Genomic DNA, 23,775 nt, shown 5'->3' with positions numbered 1-23,775 from the left:
CGATCGGGGGACGAGTGGCTGGCCAGGCCGGGCAGCGTCGGCCGGCCCGACCTCACCGAGATCCGGATACTCGACGACGACGGCGCCGAGGTCCCGCCCGGCACGGTCGGCACCGTCTACATGCGCAGGACGGACTACATGCGCAGGACGGACGTCGAGGGGCCGACGTTCCACTACGTGGGCGCCTCCGCCCCGCCCGCGACGCCGGACGGCCTAGTCGCCATGGGCGATCTGGGGTGGCTGGACGAGGAGGGCTACCTCTACCTCGCCGACCGGCGCCTCGACCTGATCGTCACCGGGGGCGCCAACGTCTATCCGGCCGAGGTGGAGTCGGCGATCTCCAGCCATCCGGCCGTACGGGACGTCGCCGTCGTCGGGCTGGCCGACGAGGAGTGGGGGAAGCGGGTGCACGCGGTCGTGGAACTGGCGGCGGGCCACGATCCCGAGCGGGCCCCCGCCGAGCTCGACGCGCACCTGCGGGCCCGCCTGTCCGCCTACAAGGTCCCCAAGACCTACGAGTTCGTGGCCAGGATGCCCCGCGACGAGTCGGGCAAGATCCGCAGGCAGGCGCTGGTCCTCGCGCACGAGGGGAACTCCGATGCGTGAACGGATGCGGGACGTGTACGTCAGCGGGGTCGCCGAGGCGCCGCTGGGCGAGGTCACCGGCCACACGGAGCTGTCCATGGTGGCGCTCGCCGCCCGCGAGGCCCTGGCCGAGGCCGGGCTCGGCCTGAAGGACGTGGACGGGCTCTTCGTCAACTACATGGGCGACATGGGATCGGTGCAGGTCGGCGAGTACCTCGGCATCCAGCCCCGCTACGCCGACTCCACCGACCTGGGCGGCGCCGCCTTCGCCACGTTCGTCCACCACGCCGTGCTCGCGGTCGCCGCGGGCCGCTGCGAGGTGGCGCTGGTCGCCTACGCGTCGCGGCAGCGCAGCCGCAAGGTCCGGCGGCTCGGCGAGGCGCCGGACCCCTACACCCTCGTCGGCCAGTTCCAGGCCCCGCACGGGCTGCCCCGGCGGATCGGCCACTACGCGCTGATCGCGGCCAGGCACATGCACGTGTACGGCACCCGCCCCGAGCACCTGGCCGAGGTCGCGGTCGCCGCCCGCGACTGGGCGCGGCTCAACCCCAAGGCCTGGGCCCGCACGCCGCTGACCATCGACGACGTCCTCTCCTCGCATGATCTCCACGCCGCTGCGCCGGCTGGACTGCTGCCTGGTCACCGACGGCGGCGGCGCGGTGGTCGTCACTAGCCGCGCCGTGGCCGCCGGCGCGGCGAAGCGACCGGTGCGCGTCCTGGGCGCGGGGGAGAGCCACACCCACTGGCAGATATCGCAGATGCCGGACCTCACCGTCTCGGCGGGCGCGGTCTCCGGCAGGGAGGCGTTCGCGATGGCCGGGATCGGCCCCGGAGGACGTGGACTTCACCGAGCCCTACGACTCCTTCACGATCACGCCGCTGCTCGCCTTCAAGGACCTCGGCTTCTGCGGCAAGGGCGAGGGCGGGGAGTTCGTCTCCGGGGGCCGGCTGGGGCCCGGCGGTGAACTGCCCAGAATGACGTCGGGCGGTGGGCTGTCGTACAACCACCCGGGCGCGCTCGGCGTGCAACTGCTGGTCGAGGCGGTCCGCCAGATCCGCGGCGAGGCGGGCGAACGCCAGGTCCCCCGCCACCGCGTCGGCCTGGTCCACGCCGTCGGCGGCTGCTACTCGGCGGCCTCCACCGTGATCCTGGCACAAGACTGAGGAGGCGACCGATGGACGAGGATCCGCTCACCACCTGGTTCTGGCAGGGCACCGCGGACGGCGTACTGCGGGTGCAGCGCTGCGAGGAGTGCGGGCACCACCAGTTCTACCCCCGGCCGTTCTGCCTGCGCTGCGAGTCCGGCCGGGTGGCGCCGGCCGAGACGGCGGGCACCGGGACCCTCTATTCGTTCACCGTCGTGCACGTGAGCACGGGTCTCGGCGTGCCGCCCCCGTACGCGGTCGGCCTGGTCGACCTGGACGAGGGCCCCCGGCTGCTCGCGCGGCTGGACGGGCTCGACCACGCGATCGGCGACCGGGTCACGGTGCGATGGCAGGACGGGAGCCCCCATCCGGTCTTCTGTCCGGCTGGCCGCCCAGCTTCGCGGTGACGCGGGCGGCGGTTTCCATGATGATGCCGGGGAGATCGCGCGACAGGCGCGGTCTCACCCGGTAGGAGGGCCCGACGAGGCCCAGAGCGGCGACGACGCCACCGGTGTGGTTCCAGATGGGCACCCCGATGGCGTCGGCGCCGATCACGTGTTCCTCCCGCACGGTCGCGTAGCCGCGCTGTCTGATCTCCTCGACGGCGCGGCGCAGCTCGTCCGGCGTCAGCGTGTGCTCGGTGAACCGCTCGACGGGCTGCTCGGTGAAGTACGCCTCCCTGTCCTCCGGGCTGAGGAACGCGAGCAGCACCTTGGCCGCGCCGCCGGCGTGCAGCGGTAACACGACCCCGGGTTCGAGGACTCCCCGGATCAGTTCCGGGCTTTCGATCACGTCGAGGCACAGCGCCCTGGACTTGCCCTGCGCGACGAGAAGATAGGCGGTCTCGCCGGTCTCCGCGCACAGCGCTTCGAGCTCCGGCCGGGCCGCCGCCTTCAGCAGGTCGTGTCCGTGCGTGGCGGTCGACGCGAGCTCGAAGACGCGCATGCCCAGGGTGTAGCCGTCCTCTACGCGCAGGACGAAGCCCTTGTCCTCCATCGTTCGCAGCAGGCGGAAAACCTGGTTCTTCGTCATGCCGAGCCGCCGGGAGAGCTCGGCCATGCCGAACGTGTGCGGTGGTGCCTCGAACGCCCCCAGGAGGTCCAGCGCACTCGCGACCGCCTCGACCGTGTAGACCGTGCGTGGTCGCGCCGTTTCCGATGCCATTGAGGTGCCCTTCCGGGTCTGTCTGGGATCTGTGTGGAATATCTGCGGCAAGCCCGCGATGCCCGGGGCGGCGGGTGGCCGCCCCGGGCATCACGGCGGAAGAGAACGCTACGTGACGGCATCCGTCCGGCTGATGTCGACGACATCGCCCACTGGCTGCCACTGCTCCCCGTCGAACTGCGAGATCTGGTACTGGTTCACAAGCCGTCCCCCTGCGCCGCCGTTGAGACGGACGCCCGGCAGCAGCGTATCCAGTGCAAGATCCGTCGTACTGTCTATCGCCTCGACGAGGGCCGCGCGAGTGGGGCTCTTCATCCGCTTCAGCGCGTCGGCGAACGCCTGACCGGCGGCGTACCCGAACAGAGCCTTGTCGTCGGCGGGCTTGACGTCCGAGGCGTGCTTGGTGATGACCTCACGGTAGCGCGTGATGGCGGGGTCGTCCGCCCACCGGGCGTCCGCCGGGTCCTTGGCCCACTGCGTGGAGTAGAAGCCCTTCACGTTGTCCAGCCCGGCCGGTTCGAGGATGGCGGTGCGCGAGCTGTTGAGCGCCTGGACGAACCAGATCGGCTTCCAGCCGATCTGCTTGAGATACTTCGGCGCGGAGACGCCCTGCAGGCCGGCGAGGTTGCTGATGACCGCCGTCACGCCGGCGTCCTTGAGCTCCAGGAGCTGCGCGCTGACGTCCGGGTTCGCCACGTCGTAGCTGACGACCTTCACGAGCTGGGCCTCGCGGTCGGCGCCGAGCGCCTTCTTGATGCCCGTGACGTAGTCGGCGGTGAGCTCGTTGTTCAGCGCGATCACGCCGATCTTCGCCTGGGCGTCCTTCTCCAGGATGAACCGGGTCGCCAGGAACCCCTAGTAGGCGTGGCGGTGGCGCGGCGCAGCCGGCGGATCAGCGGCCGCACGGCCTGGGGAAGGCTCGCGAGTCCGTCCGGCCGCAGGTAGAGGACGAGCAGGACCGCGGCGGCGAACGTGAACTGCGGCAGGCTGCGGGGCAGCGTCGCGGCGATCGCGGGGTCTTCGTCGCCGGCGTCGTGCTCCGCGACGGGCAGCGCGTGCTCGACGAGGTCCCCCCGGCGGCCCGGGCCGTGCTGGAGGAAGCCATGGCCCGCGGGGAGACCGCTTATCTGCCCCCCCTTCGACGCGGTGCGCGCCTCCTTCTTCCCGATGGTGACGTACGACGTCGCGCGGGACCTCTATCGCAGGCACTGGAGGCCGCAACCCCTGGCGCCGCTGCTCGACCCTGTGCCCCTGCCCACCTTCCACCGGCTCGGGCTGCCCACCGCCTACCTTGTCGGCACCAGTGACGTCCGCGGCACGCGACCCGAGGAGGACTGGCACCCTACTTCTCCTCGCGCCTGCCGGGCACCCGGGTCGTCCGTTTCCCCGGAGACCACGAGGTCATGCTGACCGCTCCGCGGGTCCTCGCCGCCCGGCTCGCCGACGTCTGACCTTCGGAGAGCCACGAGGCGGGGTCCGGCGTGATCACCGCGGTCCGCGCCGGGCTGCCCATCGCGTGACATCGTGCTGTCCTCGGCCCTTTGTCCCAGGGGTGCCGTGAAACATCTGTTGCATATGAGGAATACTTGGGCACCGGGGGGCAGGGGGGTCTTTCTGGCGGGGGTTCCTCCGCGACAAGAGAGGTGTGCTGTGCAATGACCGCGACCGCTACCGAGCGCCGCAGTACCGACGGGCTTGGCTACCCATGGCCGGACGACCGCTATGAGGTCAGGTGCGACAGGGAGAGCCCGTTCACCGGTAGCCGCGACCGCTACCACTACGCGAAGAACGCCGTGGAGTCGGCGAAGGCGCTGGAGAGAGCGGGGCTCGCTCGCCGTGTGGTGGTCGTCAGGCTGGCCGACGAGACCGTCATCTACGACCGCGTCGGCGACGTCAACCTGCCTCCCGAGTTGTGGTGACCGGCCCGGCACGGCGTGACCTGCCCGGCCGCCTCATGTTCAGGTGAAGAAGACGAAGATCCCCCGGGACGGCTGTCCCGGGGGATCTTCGCTGTGTGACACGGGTTGGTGCACCGCCTTCCCCGAAGAGGGGTCCGTCCGGGGAAGGCGGGCGACTTGGGCGAGCCCGGGAGCGCGGGCTACGCGGGAGTGCAGGTAAGGGCCGAGGGGGCGGTGCCCGAGCCGTTGCCGGTGAAGCCGAAGCTCGTACTGGCGCCGGAGCCCAGGTTGCCGTTCCAGGACAGGTTCTGCACCGTGACGTTCGACCCGCTCTGGCTGACGGTGCCGCTCCACAACTGGGTGATGGTCTGGCCGCTCGGGAACGACCACCCCACCGTCCACCCGGAGATGGCCGTGCTGCCGGAGTTGCTCACGGTGACGTCCGCCTGGAAGCCGCCGGGCCACGAGTTGGTGACCTTGTACGTGGCCGTGCACGCCTTACCCGTGATGGGCGAAGGGCTGGGCGACGGTGAAGGTGACGGCGAAGGCGACGGGCTGGGCGAAGGTGAAGGCGACGGTGACGGTGAAGGCGACGGCGAGGCGGAAGGACTGGCCGACGGCGACGGCGACGGGCTGGGGGACGGGGAGACCGAGGGGCTGGGGGACGGCGAAGGCTCGGTGCCCGGCGCGTTGCCCCAGATCTTGGTGGACCCCGAGTACAGCGTCATGTTCTGCACCGTCACCGGCGTGGACGGCGTGGTGGACACCCCGGTGAACGACCAGTCGTTCGACGGGTCCCACGTGCCCGCGCTGGCGATGCGGAACTGCACCTCGCGCCGCGACTCCGACTGTCCCTGCGGGGCGATGACCTGGCCGGAGCAGTCGATCGTGACGTAGTAGACCTTGCCCGAGAACTGCGTCGGCCCGGTCGGCGGCTTGCACTGGTTGTAGTTCGCCGTCAGGGTGATCTGGCTCGGTGTGGTGTCGCCGTCGAGGGTGAAGTAGTAGCGGAACGACCCGTCGGTCAGCGCGCGGGCGGGCCAGGCCGAGTGGTTGTAGACCATCGTCTTGATCTCGGTGAAGTTCTGGCCGCTGGCGTTGAGCGCCGCCTGGAGGTAGATCTCCGGGCCGTCGGGGGTCTCCGCGACCGGGAAGTTCGCCAGCGGCGTGCCGCCGTACTCCTTGTACAGCCGGACCAGCGCGCTGGTGAAGCCGGCGTTGTAGTCGGTGGCGACCTCGTTCATCGTGTAGTCGGCCCGGCTGTCGGTGTAGGAGTCGTCCGGTGACTTGGGACCGCCGACCAGCGCGCCGTACAGGATGTGGCGGCTCTGCGCGGGCTCGCCGTTCAGGTTGTTGGTCCAGGTGCCGTGCGCGGTCCGGTGATGCGGGTTACGCGGCGGGTTGCTGCCGAAGCCGACCACATAGGACGACTTGCGTGGGTTGTCGCCGAGCGCGTAGTTGATCTGCCGGACGGCGAAGTCGTGGTAGCGCGCCTTGCGGGTGGAGTCGGTCAGCCAGTCGCTGTAGACGAGCGCCACGAAGGAGGTGTTCGCGGCGTAACGCAGCGAGCCCCACGTGTCGAGCACGGCCTGGCCGCCGGGGGAGTAGTTCACCCGCTGGCCGTTGACACCGACCGTCCAGAAGTCGAGCCAGCGGTTGGCGTCGTCGACGTACTGCTGCTTGCCGGTCAGCTTCGCCAGCAGCGCGTAACAGCCGTACGACTTGTCGTCCCAGGCGATCGTCCACTTGTACGACTTGGTCGTCGACTGCGACTCGGTCCCGAGGTTGGCGTAGTACGACTCGGCCTTCGCGAGGTAGGAGGCGTCCTGGGTGGCCCGGTAGAGCCAGATGGCGCCCCACACCAGTTCGTCGTTGTAGCCGCTCCAGGACTTGTAGAAGTTGGCGGCGTCGGTGATGCAGTCGCTGTACTTGCCCCGCACCGTGTCGGCGAACGAGTAAAGCTGCTTGGCGTGCGTGAGCAGCTTGTCGGCGTACGTCGGGTCGGTCGGCCGGAAGACCATGGAGGACGCCGCCATCGCGGCCGCGGTCTCCCCGGCGAGGTCGGACCCGCCGCACGAGGAGTCGATCTTGTACGAGGGCCTGCTCATCGGCAGCACCTCGGCCGCCCCCCACCAGGCGTGGTCGGGGTTGCCGCTGCCCACCTGCCCGTACAGGACGTTGGGGGAGGGGTGCGCCTTGACGAAGTAGTCGTTGACGAACCGCAGGTTGTTCAGCAGGTAGGTGAGCTGCCCCGACGACGCGTAGGCGTCGCGGTACTCGACCGCGCCCCACGCGAGCATCGTGGTGCTCGCCGCCATCGGCAGGCCGAACTTCACGTGGTCGCCGGCGTCGTACCAGCCGCCGGTCAGGTCGAGCCCGACGTCCTGGCCGTCGTTCAGGGCGGAGTCGCCACGCCAGGTGACGCGGTTGGTGGACGGCAGCTTGCCGGACTGCTGCGCCTCGTAGAAGAAGAGCGACTTCTGCAACGCCTCGCCGTAGTTGTACGCGGGGGCGGCAGAGGCCGAGGTGGGGACGGCGGCCGGGACGACCGCTGTGGAGACGATCAGCGCCGCCAGCGCCGGGAACGTACGCCGCATGGGGATGTGCCTCGCAAGAGTGGGGGGACGGGGGCGCGGCGGCGGGTCAGGCGCCGCCGCGCCCCGGCATGTTCGGTCGTGTCCCGCAGGGACACTTCCTTGGGGTGCGGTGAAGGGTCAGGCGACACCGCACCCCGGCTCAACGAGACCGGCTCAGCCGTTGGGGAAGAGCAGGCCGTACTGTCCGAGCGCGGTCGCCACGTCGACCTGTGCCCAGAACCGGTGGTAGTGGAAGACCGGCGCGGATCCGCCGTTCAGGTACGACTGGACCTTCGGCCAGTCCGGGTCGTTCTTGAGGAAGGACCGGATGGAGATGAAGGTCGAGTTGCTGTTGATCGTGTCGCCGTTCGGCATCGTGCCGGTCCAGCCGGACGGGACGTAGATCGGGTCGTCGATGCGGTTGTAGTCGGCTTTGGTCTCGGGCACCGAGACGCCCTTGGCGTCCTGGTTGTTCTTCCAGATGCCGTCGAGCAGGGCCTTGGCCGTGTTCTTGGCCTGCGTGTGGTTCGCCTTGGCCGCGTAGAACATCAGCGTCTTGGCGTACGAACCGGCCACACCGACGTCGTTGGTGTAGTCGACGATGGACACGTGCAGACCGGAGTTGGCCGGCGGCATCCCGGTGCCGCTGAAGCTGGAGTCCGGCTGGCCGGTCCACCGCAGCGTCGACGGGATCTGGAAGCTGCCGTCGGCGTTCACCGTGGTGCCGGACAGCGCCCAGGTGACCCACTTGTCGAGGATCGCCTTGGCGTCCGCGTTGCCCGTGGCGTAGTAGAGCTCGGCCACGCGCTCCATCGACCACGCCTGGAAGCCGAACCACTGGTTGGACGGCGGGTCGTGGTAGACCGGCTGCCAGTCGTAGGCCATGCCGAAGAACTTCGGCAGGCTCGACGGCGGGCTGGCGTAGTGGCCCTCCCAGCTGTTGGTCGCACCGCCGGCGATGCCGCCCTCGGCCGACTGCAGCCACTTGTAGAACTGCAGCTGGCGGGTGAGGCTGGTCGACCAGTCGCTGACGGCGGTCGAGCCCTTGGGCTTCAGCGAGTTCACGTTCGACAGCACCCAGGCCGCCATCGGGTTCTGGTAGCCCGAGTGGTTGTGGCTGGAGCCGATGCGCCACGCCCAGCCGGCCGACGTGTCGTACGCGCCGCCCCAGGCGTAGTACCAGGACAGCAGGTAGTTCGACGAGTTCTTGCCGTTGCCCGCCGGGCAGGAGGTGCTGCTGCAGTTGGGCTGCTTGAAGTACTTGTCGTACATCGCGTAGCGCAGGTAGTCGCCCATCTTCGCGGCGTTGGCCACGGAGGTGGAGATCTGCGACTGCTTGCCCTGCTCGGTCGCCCAGGTCAGCGCCCAGTAGGCGGCCTGGACGGCGCGGGCGTCGGCGTCCGGCGCGTTCGTGTACTTCCACTGCTTCGCGTACGAGGAGTCACCCGTGAACAGGTCGAGGTACCCGTTCCTGCCACCGAAGGCGAAGGTGTCGCACGACGGCTGCGGAATCGTCTCGAAGACCGACTCCTCGGGACCGCGCTGGTAGGTGTTGATGTACGCCGGCTTGGTGGTGCCGTCGCCACAGCGGCCGTAGCCGTAGACGTTGTCGACGTCCAGCAGCCAGTGCATGCCGTAGATGTCGGAGGTGCCGTACGCGCTTCTCAGCTCGCTCGCGATCGGGTCGGTGCCGACGCTGACGCCGCTGTCGAGCCGCGAGGGGTAGTTGCTGATCTCGTTCCACTCGCCCGCGTACGTCGCCGGCTTGCTGGCGTCGTACTTGTCGTTGGTGGGCTGGTCGGCGTGCGACGGGATGATGTACTTCTCCATCGACTGCCACGCGGTGTTGAACTTCGTCCAGTCACCCGTGACCTTGCCGTACATCGCCTCCAGCCACAGGTAGTAGCTGTACGCCTCGGAGGTGGTCTCGTGGCCGTGGTCAGGCGCTTCCACGAGGAACGTCTCGACCGAGTGGTACGGCACGCCCTCGGGCGAGAAGTACCCGTTGGCCGGGTCGTGGATCTTGTTGTACATCGCGAGGAAGTTCTGGACGTACTGGCTCGTGCCCGGCGAGGGGCTCGCCGAGGGCGACGCCGACGGAGACGCCGACGGAGACGCGGAGGGCGAGGCCGACGGGGAAGGGCTCGGGCTCGGGCTCGGGGAGGGGCTCGGGCTCGGGGAGGGGCTCGGGCTCGGGCTCGGGGAGGGGCTCGGGCTCGGGCTCGGGGAGGGGCTCACGGTCGCGCCACAGGTCACCCCGTTGATGGAGAACGAGGTGGGCTTGTTGTTGCTCCCGTTCCACGTGCCCTGGAACCCGATGTTGGTCGTCGAACCGGACGGGATGTTTCCGTTCCAGGACATGTTCGTGGCCGTGACGGTGCTGCCGCTCTGGCTCCAGTTGGCCGACCAGCCGTTGGACAGCTGCTGCCCGTTGGGGAAGGTGAACCTGAGCGTCCAGCTGGTGATCGGGTCGCCCAGGTTCTTGATGTCCAGGCTGGCCGTGAAACCGCCCGAGCCGGAACCCCAGGAGTTGAGCGCATACTGGACGTCGCAGGCCACGGCGGCGGACGCTGGGGTCTGCGCCAGCCCGACGAGGAGGCCGCCGCTCACGGTGGCCGCCGCCAACATGGCGAGTGGTCTCCGCGATCGTGGGAGCGCTCCCGTACTAAGAGCTCTCGTTCTCATTTTTGGAGGGTCTCCAACGTGGTTGGGGGTGGGAGCATCGGGCGAAGAAATGCCAGGTAGCGAATCTCACGGCCGATGCGGGCAAAGGTGAATCTGAACCGGTAACATGGGAGCGCTCCCACCACAGGGTGTGGATTGCGCCCCCTCTATGTCAATGACAGGTTGCCGACGCCTCACGCGGCGATCCGGCCGCCCCGTGAGCCGGGGCCCCTTGCTGGCCTTTTGCCGCTCCCTGACAGACCTTCCACGAATTCATAACTGAAACTTTCATCTGTCTCGGCTCCAGGGTTCACCCCGCCGGGGCCGGTGGTTAGGGCCCTCGGCTGCGGGTAGGCGCTCCCCAACCTGGAAGGGAGGCAAGGGCCATGACCATCCAGAAGGAGTCGCCGTCCACGGGCGAACTCGTCCGGCGGCTGTCCGAGGACGTCTCCCGGCTGATCCGCGACGAACTGCGGCTGGCGCGGCTGGAGATGACGCGCAAGGGCAGACGCGCGGGCATGGGCGCGGGACTGCTCGGCGCCGCGGGTGTCGTCGCGTTCTTCGGCGCGGGAGCCCTCGTGGCCACGGCGATCCTGGCCCTCGCGCTGGTGCTGCCCGCCTGGGCCAGCGCCCTGATCATCGGCGTCGCGCTGCTGGCGCTCGCCGGGCTGCTCGCCCTGGTCGGCAAGGAGCAGGTGTCCCGTGCGACGCCGCCCACTCCCGACGAGGCGATGCGCAGCCTCAAAGCGGACATCGACGTCATGAAGGAGAGTGCGCGCAGATGACCGAGACCGAACCCGGAGCGGCCCGGCCTAACGCCGGCGCCGTGGGTGTGCACAGACAGGACGTGTCCGAGCCGGTCACCGAGCCGGAGTCGCTGAACGCCGTGCGGCAGTCGCGGCCCGGCCCCGAGCCCGTCGCCGCGGCCCGGGACACCGGGACCAGGCGCGAGGGCGCGGAGAAGAAGGGGCACGACGAGATCGCCGAGGTCCGCCAGGAGATCGAGAGGACCCGCGATCACCTCGGCGACACCATCGAGGCGCTGGCCGCCAAGGCCGACGTGAAGGCGCGGGCGCAGGAGCGCGTGCACGCGACCGCCGCCGCCGCGCGGGCCAAGGTCGCCGGTGTCACCGGCCGGATGCGCGAGGCCGCGCCGGAGCGGGTGCGCGGTGCCGCGGGCCGGATGCGCGAGGCCACGCCGGAGCGCGTGCGCGGTGCCGCGGGCATGGTCGGGGAGCAGGCGAGGCGCCGGTCCGGGCTGATCGCCGCCGCCGGAGCCGCGGGCACCGCGTTGCTGCTGCTCCGCCGCCTCCCCCGGAGCCAGGGCCGTACGCCGGGGCAGGGCATGCAGGGGATGATCCGTGGGCTCGGCGCGGGCCGGATGGGCGCGGGGACGCGCAGATTCAAGACCTCCGGCACGATCGGCAGGCCGACGGGCGGCTATCGGGTCTTCACCGCCAAGACCAGGCCGACGCGCGGTCATCGGGTCTTCACCGCCAAGACCAGATCCGGTGGCATGGGCCGGCTCTGGACCGGGAACGGGCGGGCGGGGAAGGGGGCGTTCGGCGGCCTTCGCGCGTCGGGCCGCACGCGCATGCCCGGCCTCACCGGCATGTCCGGCCGTAAGCGCACGCCGGGCCTCAAGCGCCTGTCCGGCATGCCGGGTCTCGGGCGCTTGCCGGGCCTCACGCGCATGTCCGGCCGGAAGGCCATGTTCGGCGGGACGGGCAGGTCCGGCCGCAGGGCCGTGTTCGGCGGCAGGGGAACGCGGGGCCTGTTGTCCGGCCGTCCCCGCGTGTTCGCCGGCCGGCGGCTGTTCCCGCGGTCACGTCACACGCTCATGCGGAGGTTCGCCCACCGATGACCGACCCCGAGGACGAGCAGGGGCCGCTCGAAAGGCTGTCGCGTCGCGACTGGATCGGAGTCGTCAAACGCACGGCCAAGGAGTTCAAGGAGGACAACGTTCCCGATTGGGCGGCCTCGCTGACGTACTACGCCGTCCTCTCGATCTTCCCCGGGCTGATCGTGCTGGTGTCGATACTGGGCCTGCTGGGCCAGAGCGCCACGGATCCGCTGCTCGGGAACATCAAGTCGCTGACGCCGGGGCCGGTCCAGGAGATGCTGCGGACCGGCCTCGCCAACGTCCAGCAGCACGAGGGCACCGCTGGGGTGTTCGCGATCACCGGTCTGCTGCTCGCGCTGTGGGCGGCCTCCGGCTACATGGGCGCGTTCATCCGGGCGACCAACGCGATCTTCGACATCCGCGAGGGCCGTCCGTTCTGGAAGGTGACGCCACTCAGGGTGGGGCTGACGCTCCTGCTGGTGATCCTCATGGCGGCCTCCGCCATCGCCGTCACCTTCACCGGACGCCTCGCCGAGATCGCCGGAAACGTGATCGGCCTCGGGCCGACGGCGGTCACGGTCTGGGGCGTCGTGAAGTGGCCGGTACTCGTGCTGCTCGCGGCGGGCATGATCACGCTGCTCTACTACGCCGCGCCCAACGTCCGCCACCCCGGCGTGCGGTGGCTGAGCCCCGGCAGCGTCTTCGCCGTCGTGGCCTGGGTGGTGGTGTCCGCCGGTTTCGGGCTGTACGTCGCGCGGTTCGGCTCCTACAACAAGACGTACGGCACGCTCGCGGCCGTGGTCGTCTTCCTCGTCTGGCTGTGGCTGTCGAACATCGTCATCCTCGTCGGCGCCGAACTCGACGCCGAACTCCAGCGCGGCCGCAAGATCGCGGATGGTGAGTCCCCCGCGGAGCCGTACGTCGACCCCCGCGATCCCCCGAAGGACCCCGAACCCGAGGCAGGCCTGGACGAGGCTCCCGCCCGTAGATGAGGCTCCGGCGGGAAGATCCAGAATAGTATTCTGGTGTGACGGTCCATGAAGCCCGCATCGGGCGTTACTACGAGGACTTCGTGGTCGGCGACGTCTACCAGCACCCGCTCGGCCGCACGATCAGCGAGGCCGACAACACCTGGTTCACGCTGCTGACGATGAACACCAACCAGAACCACTTCAACGCGCACTTCGCCGCCGGGTCCCCGGCCGGGAAGATCATCGTGAACTCGGGGCTCTCGGTGGCGATCGTGCTCGGGCTGTCGGTCATCGACGTCAGCCAGACGGCCATGATGAACCTCGGCTGGGAGGAGATCCGGCTGACCCATCCGGTCTTCGTGGGCGACACGCTCTACGCCGAGTCGATGGTGGTGGACAAGCGCGAGTCGAAGTCCCGGCCGTACGCCGGCGTCGTCACCTGCCGGACCCGGGGGCTGAACCAGGACGGCGACGAGGTGATGTCCTGGCGGCGCGCGGTGATGGTCTACAAGCGGGACGCGCCGCACGACAAGGGCTACTTCCCGCGCGCCAAGACCGGCCCGATGGAGGTCTGATGGACTTCGAACTGAACGAGGACCAGCGGCTGTTCCGGCGGACGCTGCGGGAGTTCGTGGACAAGGAGATCGTCCCCGTCGCGCCGGAGTGGGAGCGCACCGGCCGCTACCCGGCGGAGATCGTCGAGCGGTTCGGGCAACTGGGGCTGTTCGGCATCACGATCCCGGAGGAGTACGGCGGGCTGGACCTCGACCGGGTGTCGTTCGCCCTCGTGTTCGAGGAGATCGCCAGGGGCTGGATGGGTGTGGCGGGGGTGCTCGGCTCCCACTCGCTGTCCGCCTGGATGATCGCCAAGTACGGCACCGAGGAGCAGCGCGGCCACTACCTGCCCGATCTCGCGACGGGAGCGCGCCGCACCGGGATCGCGCTGACCGAGCCGGGCGCGGGCACCGACCTGCAGGGCATCGCCACCCGGGCGGTCCGCGACGGCGACCACTACGTCGTCACCGGGACCAAGACGTGGATCACCAACGCGCGGCACGCCGACCCGCTGCCCGTCCTGGTGAAGACCTCGGCCGAGACGCCCGCCCACCGCGGGATGTCGGTGCTGCTGGTGGACGCCGGCAGCGAGGGACTGACCATCAGCCGTGACCTGCCCAAGCTGGGCTACAAGGGCACGGAGACGTGCGAGGTCGTCCTCGACGGCGTGCGCGTGCCGGCGTCCCGGCTGCTCGGCGGCGTGGAGGGCCGCGGCATGCAGCAGGTGCTTTCGGCGCTCGAACTCGGCCGCCTTAACATCGCCGCCCGGGCCGTCGGCGTGGCCCAGTGCGCCTACGAGGCGGCGCTGAACTACGCCCGTGAACGGCACGCGTTCGGGCAGCCGATCGCGGGGTTCCAGGCGATCCAGCTGAAACTGGCCGACATGGCGACCGAGATCCAGGCGGCCAGGCTCATGACGTACTGGGCGGCGACGAGGTCGGAGGCGGGGCCGGTGCGCAGCGAGGCCGCGATGGCGAAGTACTTCGCCTCGGAGGTGGCGCTGCGGGCGACGATGGAGGCGATGCGGATCCACGGCGGGTACGGCTACTCGCAGGAGTTCGTGGTCGAGCGCCTCTACCGGGACGCGCCGCTCATGGCGATCGGCGAGGGCACCAACGACGTGCAGCGGCTGATCATCGCCAGGGCTCTCGTCGAGGGCGACGCCACACTGGGCTGGTGACCGTGGACGGCTGCCTGTTCTGTGAGATCGCGGCGGGGGAGCGCCCCGCCCACGTGGTGCTGGACGACGAGGTCGCGGCGGCCTTCCTCGACGTCCGGCCGGTGTTCAAGGGACACGTGCTCGTCGTCCCGCGCGGCCACGCCGAGACCCTGCCGGACCTGCCGGCGGAATCGGTCGGGCCGTTCTTCGGCCGGGTCCAGGCCGTCACGCGGGCGGTCGAGGCGGGCACCGGCGCGGCCGGCACGTTCGTCGCGATGAACAACCGGATCAGTCAGAGCGTGCCCCACCTGCACGTCCACGTCGTGCCGCGCAACCGCAAGGACGGCCTGCGCGGCTTCTTCTGGCCCCGGGTCAAGTACGACGGCGACGCCGAGATGGAGGACTACGCCGCCCGCATCCGCGAAGCGCTCGACTCCCAGGCCCTGCGGCCGGACGCGTAGGCCGCCTCCCGCCGGGATCCGGCACGTCCGCACCCGACCTTCGAGTTATGAATCTACGTTGTAAAGGTGTCAGCCTGTGGACTTCCTACGGACCCCTGACGAGCGCTTCGCCGAGCTGCCCGGCTTCCCCTTCGAACCCCGCTACGCCGCGGTGACCGGCGGCGCGCGGATGGCGTACGTCGAGGCGGGTCCCGCGGACGGCCCGCCGGTGCTGCTGCTGCACGGCGAGCCGAGCTGGTCGTTCCTCTACCGGCACGTCATGGCCGTGCTGGCCGATGCGGGCTGCCGGGCGGTCGCCCCCGACCTGGTGGGCTTCGGCCGCTCCGACAAGCCGTCCCGCCCGGAGGACCACACGTACGCCCGGCACGTGGAGTGGGTGCGGTCGTTCGCCTTCGACGCGCTCGACCTCCGGCGCGTGACGCTGGTGGGCCAGGACTGGGGCGGGCTGATCGGGCTGCGGCTCGTCGCCGAGCATCCGGACCGGTTCGCCCGGGTCGTCGCCGCCAACACCGGCCTGCCGACCGGTGACATCCCCATGCCCGAGGTGTGGCACCGCTTCAGGGAGGCCGTCGAGAAGGCGCCCGTGCTCGACGTCGCCAGGTTCGTCCAGTCCGGCTGCGTCACCGAACTGCCCGAGCCCGTACGGCGGGCCTACGACGCGCCGTTCCCCTCGGAGGAGTTCAAGGCGGGGCCGCGGGCGATGCCGGGCCTGGTGCCGATCACGCCCGGCGACCCGGCCGCCCCCGCCAACCGCGCCGCGTGGGAGACGCTCACCCGCCTCGACCTGCCGTTCCTCGTCGCGTTCTCCGACCGCGACCCCATCACCGGCGGCATGGCGCCGATCCTGAAGAGGACCATGCGCGGCGCGGCCGGGCTCGACCATCCCGTCATCGCCGGGGCCGGTCACTTCCTGCAGGAGGACGCGGGTCGCGTGTTGGGCGAGGCCGTCGCCGCGTTCGCCCACCGGACACCTGCCTGATAAGCCTGAAAGGGCTGCGACGCGCCCGTCCGGGCGTTCCGGCGCGCGATGACGACCGTTCACCGCCGCGTGAGCGGGCGAGGGGCGGGCGGAAGGTAGGCTCCGGCGGCGTGGAACCGGTCGTCACCGCGCTCGTCGTCGCCGTCCTCGTCGCCGTGCCGGCCGTCGTGCTGTGGCGGGTGCTGCGCGGCCGGCGCGACCTCGGCAGCAGCCCCGCCGAGCGGGCGACCTTCGAGACGCTGCACACCGCGTCGCTGGCCGCGCCGCCGCTGCGCGCCGGGCTCACCCAGGCCGGGGCGCTCAAGGCGTCGCGGCACCTGCGCGAGCTGCTCGGCTCCCCGGCCATCGCCGTCACCAGCGTCGAGGAACTGCTCGTCTACGACGGGGCGGGCGACCACCACGCGGCCGACGCCTTCGAGTACGCCGCGGAGACGCTGAAGGACGGCCGCACCCAGGTGCTCGCGCTCGACTGCGCCCGGCCGGAATGCCCGGTCAGGCAGGCCGTCGTCGTCCCGCTCACCACCGACGACCGCGTCGTCGGCTCGCTCGCGGCGTACGGCGACCACGCCTCGGCCGGGCTCGTGCGGGCGGCGCAGGAGGTCGCTCGGTGGGTGGACTCCCAGCTGGAGCTGGCCGAGCTCGACCGCTCCCGCACCATGCTGATGGAGGCGGAGGTCCGGGCCCTGCGGGCGCAGATCTCGCCCCACTTCATCTACAACTCGCTGACCACCATCGCGTCGTTCGTCCGCACCGACCCGGAGCAGGCCAGGGAGCTGCTGCTGGAGTTCGCCGACTTCACCCGCTACTCCTTCCGGCGGCACGGCGACTTCACCACCCTGGCCGAGGAGCTGCGCTCGATCGACCGCTACCTCACCCTGGAGCGGGCCAGGTTCGGCGACCAGCTCCAGGTCACGCTGCGCATCGCGCCCGAGGTGCTGCCGGTGGCCGTGCCGTTCCTGTGCCTGCAGCCGCTCGTGGAGAACGCCGTACGGCACGGCCTAGAGGCCAAGCCGGGCGTGGGGCGGATCACGATCGTCGCCGAGGACGCGGGCGCGGAGTGCGTCATCACCGTCGAGGACGACGGTGTCGGCATGGACCCGGAACGGCTGCGGCGGGTGCTGGCGGGGGAGGACCGCTCGGGCGCGGGCGGCATCGGCGTGGCCAACGTGGACGAGCGGCTGCGCCAGGTCTACGGCGACGAGTACGGCCTCGTGGTGGAGACGGGCGAGGGTGCAGGCACCAAGGTCGCCGTACGGATTCCCAAGTATCACCCCAGCGTCCAGACCTGACCGGGGATCGTCCGCTCTACTCCTGGCGATTCGAAGAGCTGTGCGTATCCTTCTCGTTACTGTTAGTGTTCGCACTGGTCGGGCCGCCCCTTGCTCGGAGGTTCCAGGCTGATGAGCGTGACAATCGAGTTCGGCCGGCACGGGACCGCGCGCCCGTGGACCCGGGACGACACGCGCGACCTGCCGGAAGGATTCCGGTACGAGATCGAGGACGGAAACCTCCTCGTCAAGAACTCCCCCGCACCCGAGCACCAGTACGTCGCCAACCGGCTCATGCGCCTGCTGAATGACGCGGCCGAGGACGCCGGGCTGGATCTGATCACCATCGGGCCGGTCGACGTCGACGTCCCGGGCCCGTTGTCCGGCTACCGCAGTCCCGATCTGGTCACCGTGCCGGGCAAGCTGGCCGAGGGCGGCTACGACCTGCTCAAGGGGCACGACATCCTGATCGTCACCGAGATCACCGGCAAGGACGCGATCACCCGTGACATGATCACCAAGCGTCAGGTCTACGCGAGCATCGGCATCCCCTTCTACTGGGTGGTCCGCCTCGATCAGCCGGAGCCGCGCCTCCTCGTCTTCGAACTCGCCGCGGGGGAGTATCGCCAGCGTCACGACGTGCGGGTGGGTGAGCCGGTGACGCTCGACGAGCCGTTCCGGGTGACGGTCGACCCCGGGGCGCTGCTCCGCCGCCGTCCGGGCTGACCTCTGCCCGCCGCGATCCGAGCCGTGATGCGGTCGTGATGAGGAGGCGTTGACTTCCGCACGTTCCGGTCATCACTCTCTAATGGATCGGTGGGTGAGAGGGGTGATCGTGAGCGGTCTGCGGGTTCTGGCTGTGGACGACGAGCAGCCCGCGCTGGAGGACGTCGCCTACCTGTTGCGCGCGGACCCCCGCATCGGCGACGTGCTCACCGCCCGCGACGGGGCCGCCGCGCTGCGGCTGCTCGACCGCGCCATCGCGGACGGCAGGCCGGTGGACGCGGTCTTCCTCGACATCCGCATGCGCGGGCTCGACGGGGTGGTGCTGGGGCGGCTGCTGACCCAGTTCACCCGTCCCCCGAAGATCGTGTTCGTGACCGCGTACGAGGCCCACGCGGTGGACGCGTTCGAGCTGAAGGCGGAGGACTACCTCCTCAAGCCCGTACGGCCGGAGCGGCTGTCCGAGGCGATCCGCCGGGTGTGCGGCAGCAGGGGAGAGCCGGGGGAGGGGCCGCAGGCGGACACGATCCCGGTCGAGCTGGGCGGCGTCACCCGGTTCGTGGCCAGCACCGAGGTGCGTTATGTGGAGGCGCAGGGCGACTACGCGCGGCTGCATACGGCGACCGGCAGCCACCTGGTCCGCATCCCGCTCGCCACGCTGGAGGAACGCTGGGCGTCGGCCGGGTTCCTGCGCGTCCACCGCAGCCATCTGGTCGCGGTCAAGCACATCGACGAGCTGCACATCGACTCGGGCAAGTGCGTGGTGCGGGTGGGCGACACCGAGATCCCGGTGAGTCGCCGGCACACCCGGGAGCTGCGCGACCTGCTCGTCCGCCGGGCAAGGAAGGGCCAGGCCCGGTGAGCGCCGCGGAGTCCCCGTGGTGACGGGCAAGCCCCGCAGGGCGGGGGCGGGCGCGCGCGGACAGGGCGAGGCGGCCGCGCCGGGCGGCAAGGCCCGCAGGGTGACGGTGACCAGCCCCCGGACGGCGGCGGCGCGCAGGCCGCGGCACCCGCTCACCCGGGAGATCGACGAGCAGACCCGCCTGGGCGAGGTCTACATGGGCTCCCTGGTGCGGACCCAGTTCCGGCTGGCGTTGTTCGTGTGCACCGTGATGGCCTGCGTCGTGGGTGGTCTGCCGCTGCTGTTCCTGCTGGCCCCGGAGTTGCGCGAGGCCCAGGTGTTCGGGTTGCCGCTGCCGTGGGTGGTGCTGGCCGGGCTGATCTACCCGGCGCTCGTCGTGGGCGCGTGGCTGTACGTGCGGCAGGCCGAGCGCAACGAGCGGGACTTCGCCGAGCTCATGGAGCGCCGGTGAGGATGGCACCCGGGTGAGCCAGATCGCGGCGGTCGTCCTGGTGATGCTGGCGACCGTCCTCGTCGGCGCGTTCGGCATCCGGATGTCCCGCACCACGTCGGACTTCTACGTCGCCTCGCGGACGGTGTCGCCGCTGTGGAACGCCTCGGCGATCGGAGGCGAGTACCTGTCGGCGGCCTCCTTCCTCGGCATCGCGGGGCTGATCCTCACCTTCGGCGCGGACATGCTGTGGCTGCCGGTCGGCTGGACCGGCGGCTACCTCGTGCTGCTCGTGCTGGTGTCGGCGCCGCTGCGGCGGTCGGGGGCCTACACCCTGCCGGACTTCGCCGAGGCGCGGCTGGAGTCGATGGCGGTGCGGCGGCTGTCGAGCGTGCTCGTCGTGCTGATCGGCTGGCTGTATCTCATGCCGCAGTTCCAGAGCGCCGGGCTGGTCTTCCGTACGATCACCGGGGCGCCGCCGTGGGCGGGCAGCCTGCTGGTGGCGGCGGTGGTCGCGACCAACGTGCTGTCGGGCGGCATGCGGTCGATCACCTTCGTCCAGGCCTTCCAGTACTGGCTCAAGCTGACCGCGCTGGCGGTGCCGCTCGCGTTCATGCTCGTGGCCTGGTGGTCAGACGGGACGCCGGGGCTCGCCCCCGGGGACGAGTGGGCGCTGCCGCTGCACGGCCGCGAGCACCCCGTCTACGAGACGTACTCGCTGATCATCGCGACGTTCCTCGGCACGATGGGGCTGCCGCACGTGCTCGTCCGCTTCTACACCAACCCCGACGGCAGGGCCGCCCGCCGCACCACGCTCATCGTGCTGACGCTGCTCGGCGCCTTCTACGTGATGCCCGCCGTGTACGGCTACCTCGGGCACGTCTACGGCATGCCGGAGAGCGACACCGTGGTCCTCGCGCTGCCCGGCCACCTGGTCGGCGGGCCGGTGGGCGACTTCCTGACCGCGCTGGTGACGGCGGGGGCGTTCGCCGCGTTCCTGTCGACGTCGTCGGGGCTGACGGTGTCGGTCGCCGGGGTGATCGCGCAGGACATCCTGCGCGGCGGGGTGCGCGCGTTCCGCGTCGCGACCGTGCTCGCGGTGCTCGTGCCGCTCGCGCTGGCCGGCGCGGCGCGGTCGCTGCCGGTCGCGACCGTGGTGGGGCTGGCGTTCGCCGTGGCCGCCTCGTCGTTCTGCCCGCTGCTCGTGCTCGGCATCTGGTGGCGGAGGCTGACGACGGCCGGCGCGATGGCGGGGCTGCTGGCCGGCGGAGGGCTGGCCTGCGTGGCGGTCGTGGTCACGATCACCGGAGGCCCACACACCGGCTGGGCGGGGTCGCTGCTGGCCCAGCCCGCGGCCTGGACGGTGCCGGTGTCGTTCACGGTCATGGTGGTGGTCTCGCTGCTGACGCCGTCGCGGGTGCCGCGCGGCGTCGCGCGCACCATGGTCCGCCTGCACACGCCGGAGACGCTGAACGTCGACCGAGGCGACTGGCGCCCGCGGTTCATGTAGCCCGCCGTCGTCCGGCGCACGCGGGCCCTCGCCATACTCCCCGGGCGCGACCGCTCGGCGCGTCCAAACGACCATTCGTCGCACGGACGCGCCAGGTGACCGAGCGGGCGGTACGGCTGGGCGACGCGGCGGGCAACGGGGCTCGTCGGCGGGCGCGCCGCGCTCCTACGTTGAAGTGATTCAGATCACTTTGCCGGAGGAGAACTTGTGACCGTCCAGCACGATCCATCGGTTTACGAGCGTATACAAGCGGGTGAGCAGTTCCAGGAGCTGCGCCGTCGCTACCGTTCCTGGGCCTTCCCCATGACCGTCGCCTTCCTGGCGTGGTACCTGCTCTACGTTGTGCTGTCCGGGTTCGCCCGTGACTTCATGGGCGCCAAGCTGTTCGGCAACATCAACGTCGCCCTCGTCTTCGGCGTGCTGCAGTTCGTGTCGACGTTCTTGATCGCCTGGGCGTACTCGCGGCACGCGGCGGCCAAGCTCGACCCGATCGCCGACGAACTGCGGGGCGAGGCCGAGCGCCGCGACGAGGTCGGGGAGGGCGCCAAGTGAGTCACGAGACGCTGTCCACGATCCTCTTTGTCATCTTCGTCGCCGGCACGCTGGCGATCACCTTCTGGGCGAGCCGCAACACCAAGAGCGCGTCGGACTTCTACGCGGGCGGCCGTTCGTTCAGCGGGCTGCAGAACGGCCTGGCGATCGGCGGCGACTACATGTCGGCCGCGTCGTTCCTCGGCATCGCCGGCATCATCGCGCTGTCGGGCTACGACGGCTTCCTCTACTCGATCGGCTTCCTCGTCGCCTGGCTGGTGGCGCTGCTGCTCGTCGCCGAGCTCATGCGCAACTCCGGCAAGTACACGATGGCCGACGTGCTGGCGTTCCGGATGTCGCCGCGCCCGGTCCGTACGGCGGCCGGCGTGTCCACGATCGTCGTGAGCATCTTCTACCTGCTCGCGCAGATGGTCGGCGCGGGCGCGCTCGTCGGTCTGCTGCTCGGCGTGCACTCCGCGGCGGGCAAGGTCTGGACGATCATCGCGGTCGGCCTGCTGATGATCATCTATGTCGTGTTCGGCGGCATGAAGGGCACCACCTGGGTGCAGATCGTCAAGGCCGTCATGCTGATGGTCGGCGCGGCGCTGATCACCCTGCTCGTGCTCGGCAAGTTCGGCTTCAACCTGTCCGGGCTACTCGGCGACGCCGCGGCCGCGAGCGGCAAGGGCGAGGCGTTCCTCAAGCCCGGCCTCAAGTACGGCACCGACGCCCAGGGCGTCTGGGGCAAGATCGACCTGATCAGCCTCGGCCTGGCCCTGGTGCTCGGCACCGCCGGCCTGCCGCACGTGCTCATCCGCTTCTACACGGTCCCGACCGCCAGGGACGCCCGCAAGTCGGTCATGTGGGGCATCGGCATCATCGGCGTGTTCTACCTGCTGACGCTGGTGCTCGGCTTCGGCGCCGCCGCCGTGGTGGGCTCGAAGACGATCGCCGAGGCCGACAAGGCGGGCAACACGGCGGCCCCGCTGCTCGCGCAGCAGGTGGGCCAGGACCTCTTCGGCGACGTCGGCGGCACGGTCCTGCTGGCGGTCATCGCGGCGGTCGCGTTCGCCACGATCCTCGCGGTCGTCGCGGGCCTGACCCTCGCGTCCTCCTCCAGCTTCGCCCACGACCTGTACGCCCATGTGTTCAAGCGGGGTGGCGCCACCGAGCGCCAGGAGGTCGTGGTCGCCCGGATCTCCGCGTTCGTGATCGGCGCGGTCGCGATCGCGCTGAGCATCTTCGCCCAGTCGCTCAACGTGGCCTTCCTCGTCTCGCTGGCCTTCGCGGTCGCCGCGTCGGGCAACCTGCCGGCGATCCTGTACAGCCTGTTCTGGAAGAGGTTCAACACGGCGGGCGCGGTCTCGGCCATCTACGGCGGCCTGGTCTCCGCCGTGGTGCTGGTGATCTTCTCGCCGGTCGTCTCGGGCGCGCCGACGGCGATGTTCCCCGACGCCGACTTCCACCTGATCCCGCTGTCGAACCCGGGCATCTTCTCGATCCCGATCGGCTTCCTGTGCGGCTACCTCGGCACGATCCTGAGCAAGGAGCACAACGCGGAGAAGTACGCCGAGATCGAGGTCCGCGCGCTGACCGGGCTCGGCGCCGAGAAGGCCAGCAGCCACTGACACCCGTTTCCGGCCGTACGTCCGGCCTCCCGGCGGCGCCGTCCATCGCCGCCGGGGAGCCGGCCACCCCCTTACGCCCGGCCGTGCGCGCCGCGCCCGCCCACAGCAGCGAGCCGCACGGCCGGGCGTATGCCTGCCCTGTCCCTTACGTCATGGTGTTGGGGCACCCACTCTGGTTATCGTTCGGTCCGTGGACAGCCCTCTCCAGACCGCCAAGGCGTGGTCACGTTCACGTTCGCGGAGAGGGGGGCAGCCGCCCGACGGCGACGCCCGCACCCGCATCCTCGACGCCGCCGAGGAACTGTTCGCGGACGGCGGCTACGAGGCCACGCCGACCGCGCGCATCGCCGAACTGGCCGGCGTGCCCAAGGGCCTGGTCTTCCACTACTTCCCCCGCAAGATCGACGTGCTGATCGCGCTGGTGGACGAGCGCGCCGTGGTGGTCGAGGAGGAGGTCGAGGCGGTCCCCGGCGACGCGGCGGGCGCGTTGTCGCGCCTCGCCCGCAGGCTGCCGCTGCACGCGTCCCCCGCGATGCGCCGCATCCTGTTCCGCGAGGCCGACACCCACCTGTCCGTACGGGAGCGGCTCGGCCGCCTCAACGCCGAGATCATCCACCGGGCCAGGTTCGCGCTGGAACTCGCCCTGCCGGGCGGGCGCGGCGACGCCGCACGGCTGGAGGCCGCCGCCGCGACCTTCGCCGCGGTCCTGCTCTACCAGGAGAGCATCTGCCTGCTCACCGGCCACCACATCGACCCCGACGCGGTCGCGGAGCTGATCGCGGGCGCGCTGCACTGAGGAGGCCCGCACCGACGGGAGGCCGG

The 23,775-nt window shown here is 70.7% G+C and carries 23 protein-coding genes and 4 pseudogenes; 22 read left to right on the top strand and 5 right to left on the bottom strand.

Annotated elements, in window-relative coordinates:
* From HHX31_RS21905 to HHX31_RS21895, 5 genes and pseudogenes are all read left to right on the top strand, one after another.
* Window positions 1-606 (top strand): annotated as a pseudogene (locus HHX31_RS21905) (AMP-binding protein); the annotation flags it as partial.
* Window positions 599-1,258: a hypothetical protein gene (locus HHX31_RS33760; protein WP_211590131.1), complete on the top strand. Its 660-nt coding sequence runs from the start codon at window positions 599-601 to the stop codon at window positions 1,256-1,258. The pseudogene HHX31_RS21905 and the gene HHX31_RS33760, both read left to right, overlap by 8 nt.
* Window positions 1,185-1,367: pseudogene (locus HHX31_RS35995) on the top strand (thiolase); the annotation flags it as partial. The gene HHX31_RS33760 and the pseudogene HHX31_RS35995, both read left to right, overlap by 74 nt.
* 55 nt (window positions 1,368-1,422) lie before the next feature.
* Window positions 1,423-1,749 carry a thiolase C-terminal domain-containing protein gene (locus HHX31_RS33755; protein ID WP_211590129.1) on the top strand — a complete coding sequence of 109 codons (327 nt, stop codon included), beginning with the start codon at window positions 1,423-1,425 and terminating at the stop codon, window positions 1,747-1,749.
* 11 nt (window positions 1,750-1,760) lie between these two features.
* Window positions 1,761-2,138 carry a Zn-ribbon domain-containing OB-fold protein gene (locus HHX31_RS21895; protein WP_169950181.1) on the top strand — a complete coding sequence of 126 codons (378 nt, stop codon included), beginning with the start codon at window positions 1,761-1,763 and terminating at the stop codon, window positions 2,136-2,138.
* Here the strand turns inward: HHX31_RS21895 and HHX31_RS21890 are convergent.
* Entirely contained in the window at window positions 2,068-2,895 is an 828-nt protein-coding gene (locus HHX31_RS21890) for an IclR family transcriptional regulator (protein ID WP_169950180.1), read from the bottom strand. The two genes, HHX31_RS21895 and HHX31_RS21890, sit on opposite strands and share 71 nt — an antisense overlap.
* A 108-nt stretch (window positions 2,896-3,003) precedes the next feature.
* Complete coding sequence (locus tag HHX31_RS21885) at window positions 3,004-3,726, bottom strand: ABC transporter substrate-binding protein (protein WP_283244590.1); 723 nt, start codon at window positions 3,724-3,726, stop codon at window positions 3,004-3,006.
* Between the two features lie 824 nt (window positions 3,727-4,550).
* Here HHX31_RS21885 and HHX31_RS21880 point away from each other — a divergent pair.
* Window positions 4,551-4,814, top strand: coding sequence for a hypothetical protein (locus tag HHX31_RS21880; RefSeq protein ID WP_169950178.1), 264 nt, complete (start codon window positions 4,551-4,553; stop codon window positions 4,812-4,814).
* Window positions 4,815-4,993: 179 nt separating this feature from the next.
* Here HHX31_RS21880 and HHX31_RS35990 read toward each other — a convergent pair.
* Window positions 4,994-5,275, bottom strand: a pseudogene (locus HHX31_RS35990) (cellulose binding domain-containing protein); the annotation flags it as partial.
* Between HHX31_RS35990 and HHX31_RS35985 the strand changes: the two are divergent.
* A complete protein-coding gene (locus tag HHX31_RS35985; RefSeq protein WP_396711437.1) occupies window positions 5,157-5,690 on the top strand; it encodes a hypothetical protein in 534 nt (177 codons plus the stop codon). The pseudogene HHX31_RS35990 and the gene HHX31_RS35985 overlap by 119 nt on opposite strands.
* 11 nt (window positions 5,691-5,701) lie before the next feature.
* Here HHX31_RS35985 and HHX31_RS21875 read toward each other — a convergent pair.
* Both HHX31_RS21875 and HHX31_RS21870 read right to left on the bottom strand, forming a co-directional pair.
* Window positions 5,702-7,390, bottom strand: a pseudogene (locus HHX31_RS21875) (glycoside hydrolase family 9 protein); the annotation flags it as partial.
* 153 nt (window positions 7,391-7,543) lie between these two features.
* On the bottom strand, window positions 7,544-9,997 hold the full coding sequence (locus HHX31_RS21870) for a glycoside hydrolase family 48 protein (protein WP_169950176.1): 2,454 nt from the start codon (window positions 9,995-9,997) through the stop codon (window positions 7,544-7,546).
* A 422-nt stretch (window positions 9,998-10,419) separates the two neighbouring features.
* On the opposite strand from HHX31_RS21870, the gene HHX31_RS21865 reads away from it, so the two are divergent.
* The 15 genes from HHX31_RS21865 to HHX31_RS21795 all read left to right on the top strand — a co-directional run bounded on the left by HHX31_RS21865 (window position 10,420) and on the right by HHX31_RS21795 (window position 23,749).
* Window positions 10,420-10,818, top strand: coding sequence for a phage holin family protein (locus tag HHX31_RS21865; protein WP_169950175.1), 399 nt, complete (start codon window positions 10,420-10,422; stop codon window positions 10,816-10,818).
* Window positions 10,815-11,897 (top strand): DUF3618 domain-containing protein, encoded by a 1,083-nt coding sequence (locus tag HHX31_RS21860; protein ID WP_169950174.1) that lies wholly within the window; start codon window positions 10,815-10,817, stop codon window positions 11,895-11,897. The genes HHX31_RS21865 and HHX31_RS21860 overlap by 4 nt, the downstream gene beginning before the upstream one ends.
* Window positions 11,894-12,868: a YihY/virulence factor BrkB family protein gene (locus HHX31_RS21855; protein ID WP_169950173.1), complete on the top strand. Its 975-nt coding sequence runs from the start codon at window positions 11,894-11,896 to the stop codon at window positions 12,866-12,868. Before HHX31_RS21860 ends, HHX31_RS21855 begins: the two co-directional genes overlap by 4 nt.
* A 35-nt stretch (window positions 12,869-12,903) precedes the next feature.
* Window positions 12,904-13,422 (top strand): MaoC family dehydratase, encoded by a 519-nt coding sequence (locus tag HHX31_RS21850; RefSeq protein ID WP_169950172.1) that lies wholly within the window; start codon window positions 12,904-12,906, stop codon window positions 13,420-13,422.
* On the top strand, window positions 13,422-14,582 hold the full coding sequence (locus HHX31_RS21845; protein WP_169950171.1) for an acyl-CoA dehydrogenase family protein: 1,161 nt from the start codon (window positions 13,422-13,424) through the stop codon (window positions 14,580-14,582). The genes HHX31_RS21850 and HHX31_RS21845 overlap by 1 nt, the downstream gene beginning before the upstream one ends.
* Complete coding sequence (locus tag HHX31_RS21840) at window positions 14,579-15,022, top strand: HIT family protein (RefSeq protein ID WP_311932154.1); 444 nt, start codon at window positions 14,579-14,581, stop codon at window positions 15,020-15,022. Before HHX31_RS21845 ends, HHX31_RS21840 begins: the two co-directional genes overlap by 4 nt.
* A 76-nt stretch (window positions 15,023-15,098) precedes the next feature.
* Entirely contained in the window at window positions 15,099-16,001 is a 903-nt protein-coding gene (locus HHX31_RS21835) for a haloalkane dehalogenase (protein ID WP_169950170.1), read from the top strand.
* Between the two features lie 110 nt (window positions 16,002-16,111).
* The gene (locus HHX31_RS21830; protein WP_169950169.1) at window positions 16,112-17,290 is read left to right on the top strand and encodes a sensor histidine kinase; all 1,179 of its coding nucleotides are present in this window, start codon (window positions 16,112-16,114) and stop codon (window positions 17,288-17,290) included.
* Between the two features lie 111 nt (window positions 17,291-17,401).
* Window positions 17,402-17,995, top strand: coding sequence for a Uma2 family endonuclease (locus HHX31_RS21825; protein WP_169950168.1), 594 nt, complete (start codon window positions 17,402-17,404; stop codon window positions 17,993-17,995).
* 109 nt (window positions 17,996-18,104) lie between these two features.
* Window positions 18,105-18,854, top strand: a complete 750-nt coding sequence (locus tag HHX31_RS21820) for a LytTR family DNA-binding domain-containing protein (RefSeq protein ID WP_169950167.1) — start codon at window positions 18,105-18,107, stop codon at window positions 18,852-18,854.
* A 16-nt stretch (window positions 18,855-18,870) separates the two neighbouring features.
* Window positions 18,871-19,305, top strand: a complete 435-nt coding sequence (locus HHX31_RS21815) for a hypothetical protein (RefSeq protein ID WP_249346234.1) — start codon at window positions 18,871-18,873, stop codon at window positions 19,303-19,305.
* Window positions 19,306-19,318: 13 nt separating this feature from the next.
* Complete coding sequence (locus HHX31_RS21810; protein WP_311932153.1) at window positions 19,319-20,794, top strand: cation acetate symporter; 1,476 nt, start codon at window positions 19,319-19,321, stop codon at window positions 20,792-20,794.
* A 207-nt stretch (window positions 20,795-21,001) separates the two neighbouring features.
* Window positions 21,002-21,346, top strand: coding sequence for a DUF485 domain-containing protein (locus HHX31_RS21805; protein WP_169950166.1), 345 nt, complete (start codon window positions 21,002-21,004; stop codon window positions 21,344-21,346).
* Window positions 21,343-22,953 carry a cation acetate symporter gene (locus HHX31_RS21800; protein ID WP_169950165.1) on the top strand — a complete coding sequence of 537 codons (1,611 nt, stop codon included), beginning with the start codon at window positions 21,343-21,345 and terminating at the stop codon, window positions 22,951-22,953. Before HHX31_RS21805 ends, HHX31_RS21800 begins: the two co-directional genes overlap by 4 nt.
* 190 nt (window positions 22,954-23,143) lie before the next feature.
* A complete protein-coding gene (locus HHX31_RS21795; protein ID WP_169950164.1) occupies window positions 23,144-23,749 on the top strand; it encodes a TetR/AcrR family transcriptional regulator in 606 nt (201 codons plus the stop codon).
* Window positions 23,750-23,775 lie beyond the last annotated feature (26 nt).

The sequence above is a fragment of the Microbispora sp. H11081 genome (genome assembly GCF_012999535.1).
Classification (GTDB): Bacteria; Actinomycetota; Actinomycetes; order Streptosporangiales; family Streptosporangiaceae; genus Microbispora.
Note: the sequence above shows the minus strand (reverse complement) of the source record. Positions and strands in the feature narration are given on the sequence as shown.

What these genes read in the sequence shown, in the direction of transcription:
- HHX31_RS21890 (WP_169950180.1), bottom strand. Translation starts at nt 2,895, where the DNA reads ATGGCATCGGAAACGGCGCGACCACGCACGGTCTACACGGTCGAGGCG.
- HHX31_RS21870 (WP_169950176.1), bottom strand. Translation starts at nt 9,997, where the DNA reads ATGTTGGCGGCGGCCACCGTGAGCGGCGGCCTCCTCGTCGGGCTGGCG.
- HHX31_RS21895 (WP_169950181.1), top strand. Translation starts at nt 1,761, where the DNA reads ATGGACGAGGATCCGCTCACCACCTGGTTCTGGCAGGGCACCGCGGAC.
- HHX31_RS33760 (WP_211590131.1), top strand. Translation starts at nt 599, where the DNA reads ATGCGTGAACGGATGCGGGACGTGTACGTCAGCGGGGTCGCCGAGGCG.
- HHX31_RS21865 (WP_169950175.1), top strand. Translation starts at nt 10,420, where the DNA reads ATGACCATCCAGAAGGAGTCGCCGTCCACGGGCGAACTCGTCCGGCGG.
- HHX31_RS21855 (WP_169950173.1), top strand. Translation starts at nt 11,894, where the DNA reads ATGACCGACCCCGAGGACGAGCAGGGGCCGCTCGAAAGGCTGTCGCGT.
- HHX31_RS21825 (WP_169950168.1), top strand. Translation starts at nt 17,402, where the DNA reads ATGAGCGTGACAATCGAGTTCGGCCGGCACGGGACCGCGCGCCCGTGG.
- HHX31_RS21845 (WP_169950171.1), top strand. Translation starts at nt 13,422, where the DNA reads ATGGACTTCGAACTGAACGAGGACCAGCGGCTGTTCCGGCGGACGCTG.
- HHX31_RS21880 (WP_169950178.1), top strand. Translation starts at nt 4,551, where the DNA reads ATGACCGCGACCGCTACCGAGCGCCGCAGTACCGACGGGCTTGGCTAC.
- HHX31_RS35985 (WP_396711437.1), top strand. Translation starts at nt 5,157, where the DNA reads ATGGTCTGGCCGCTCGGGAACGACCACCCCACCGTCCACCCGGAGATG.
- HHX31_RS21860 (WP_169950174.1), top strand. Translation starts at nt 10,815, where the DNA reads ATGACCGAGACCGAACCCGGAGCGGCCCGGCCTAACGCCGGCGCCGTG.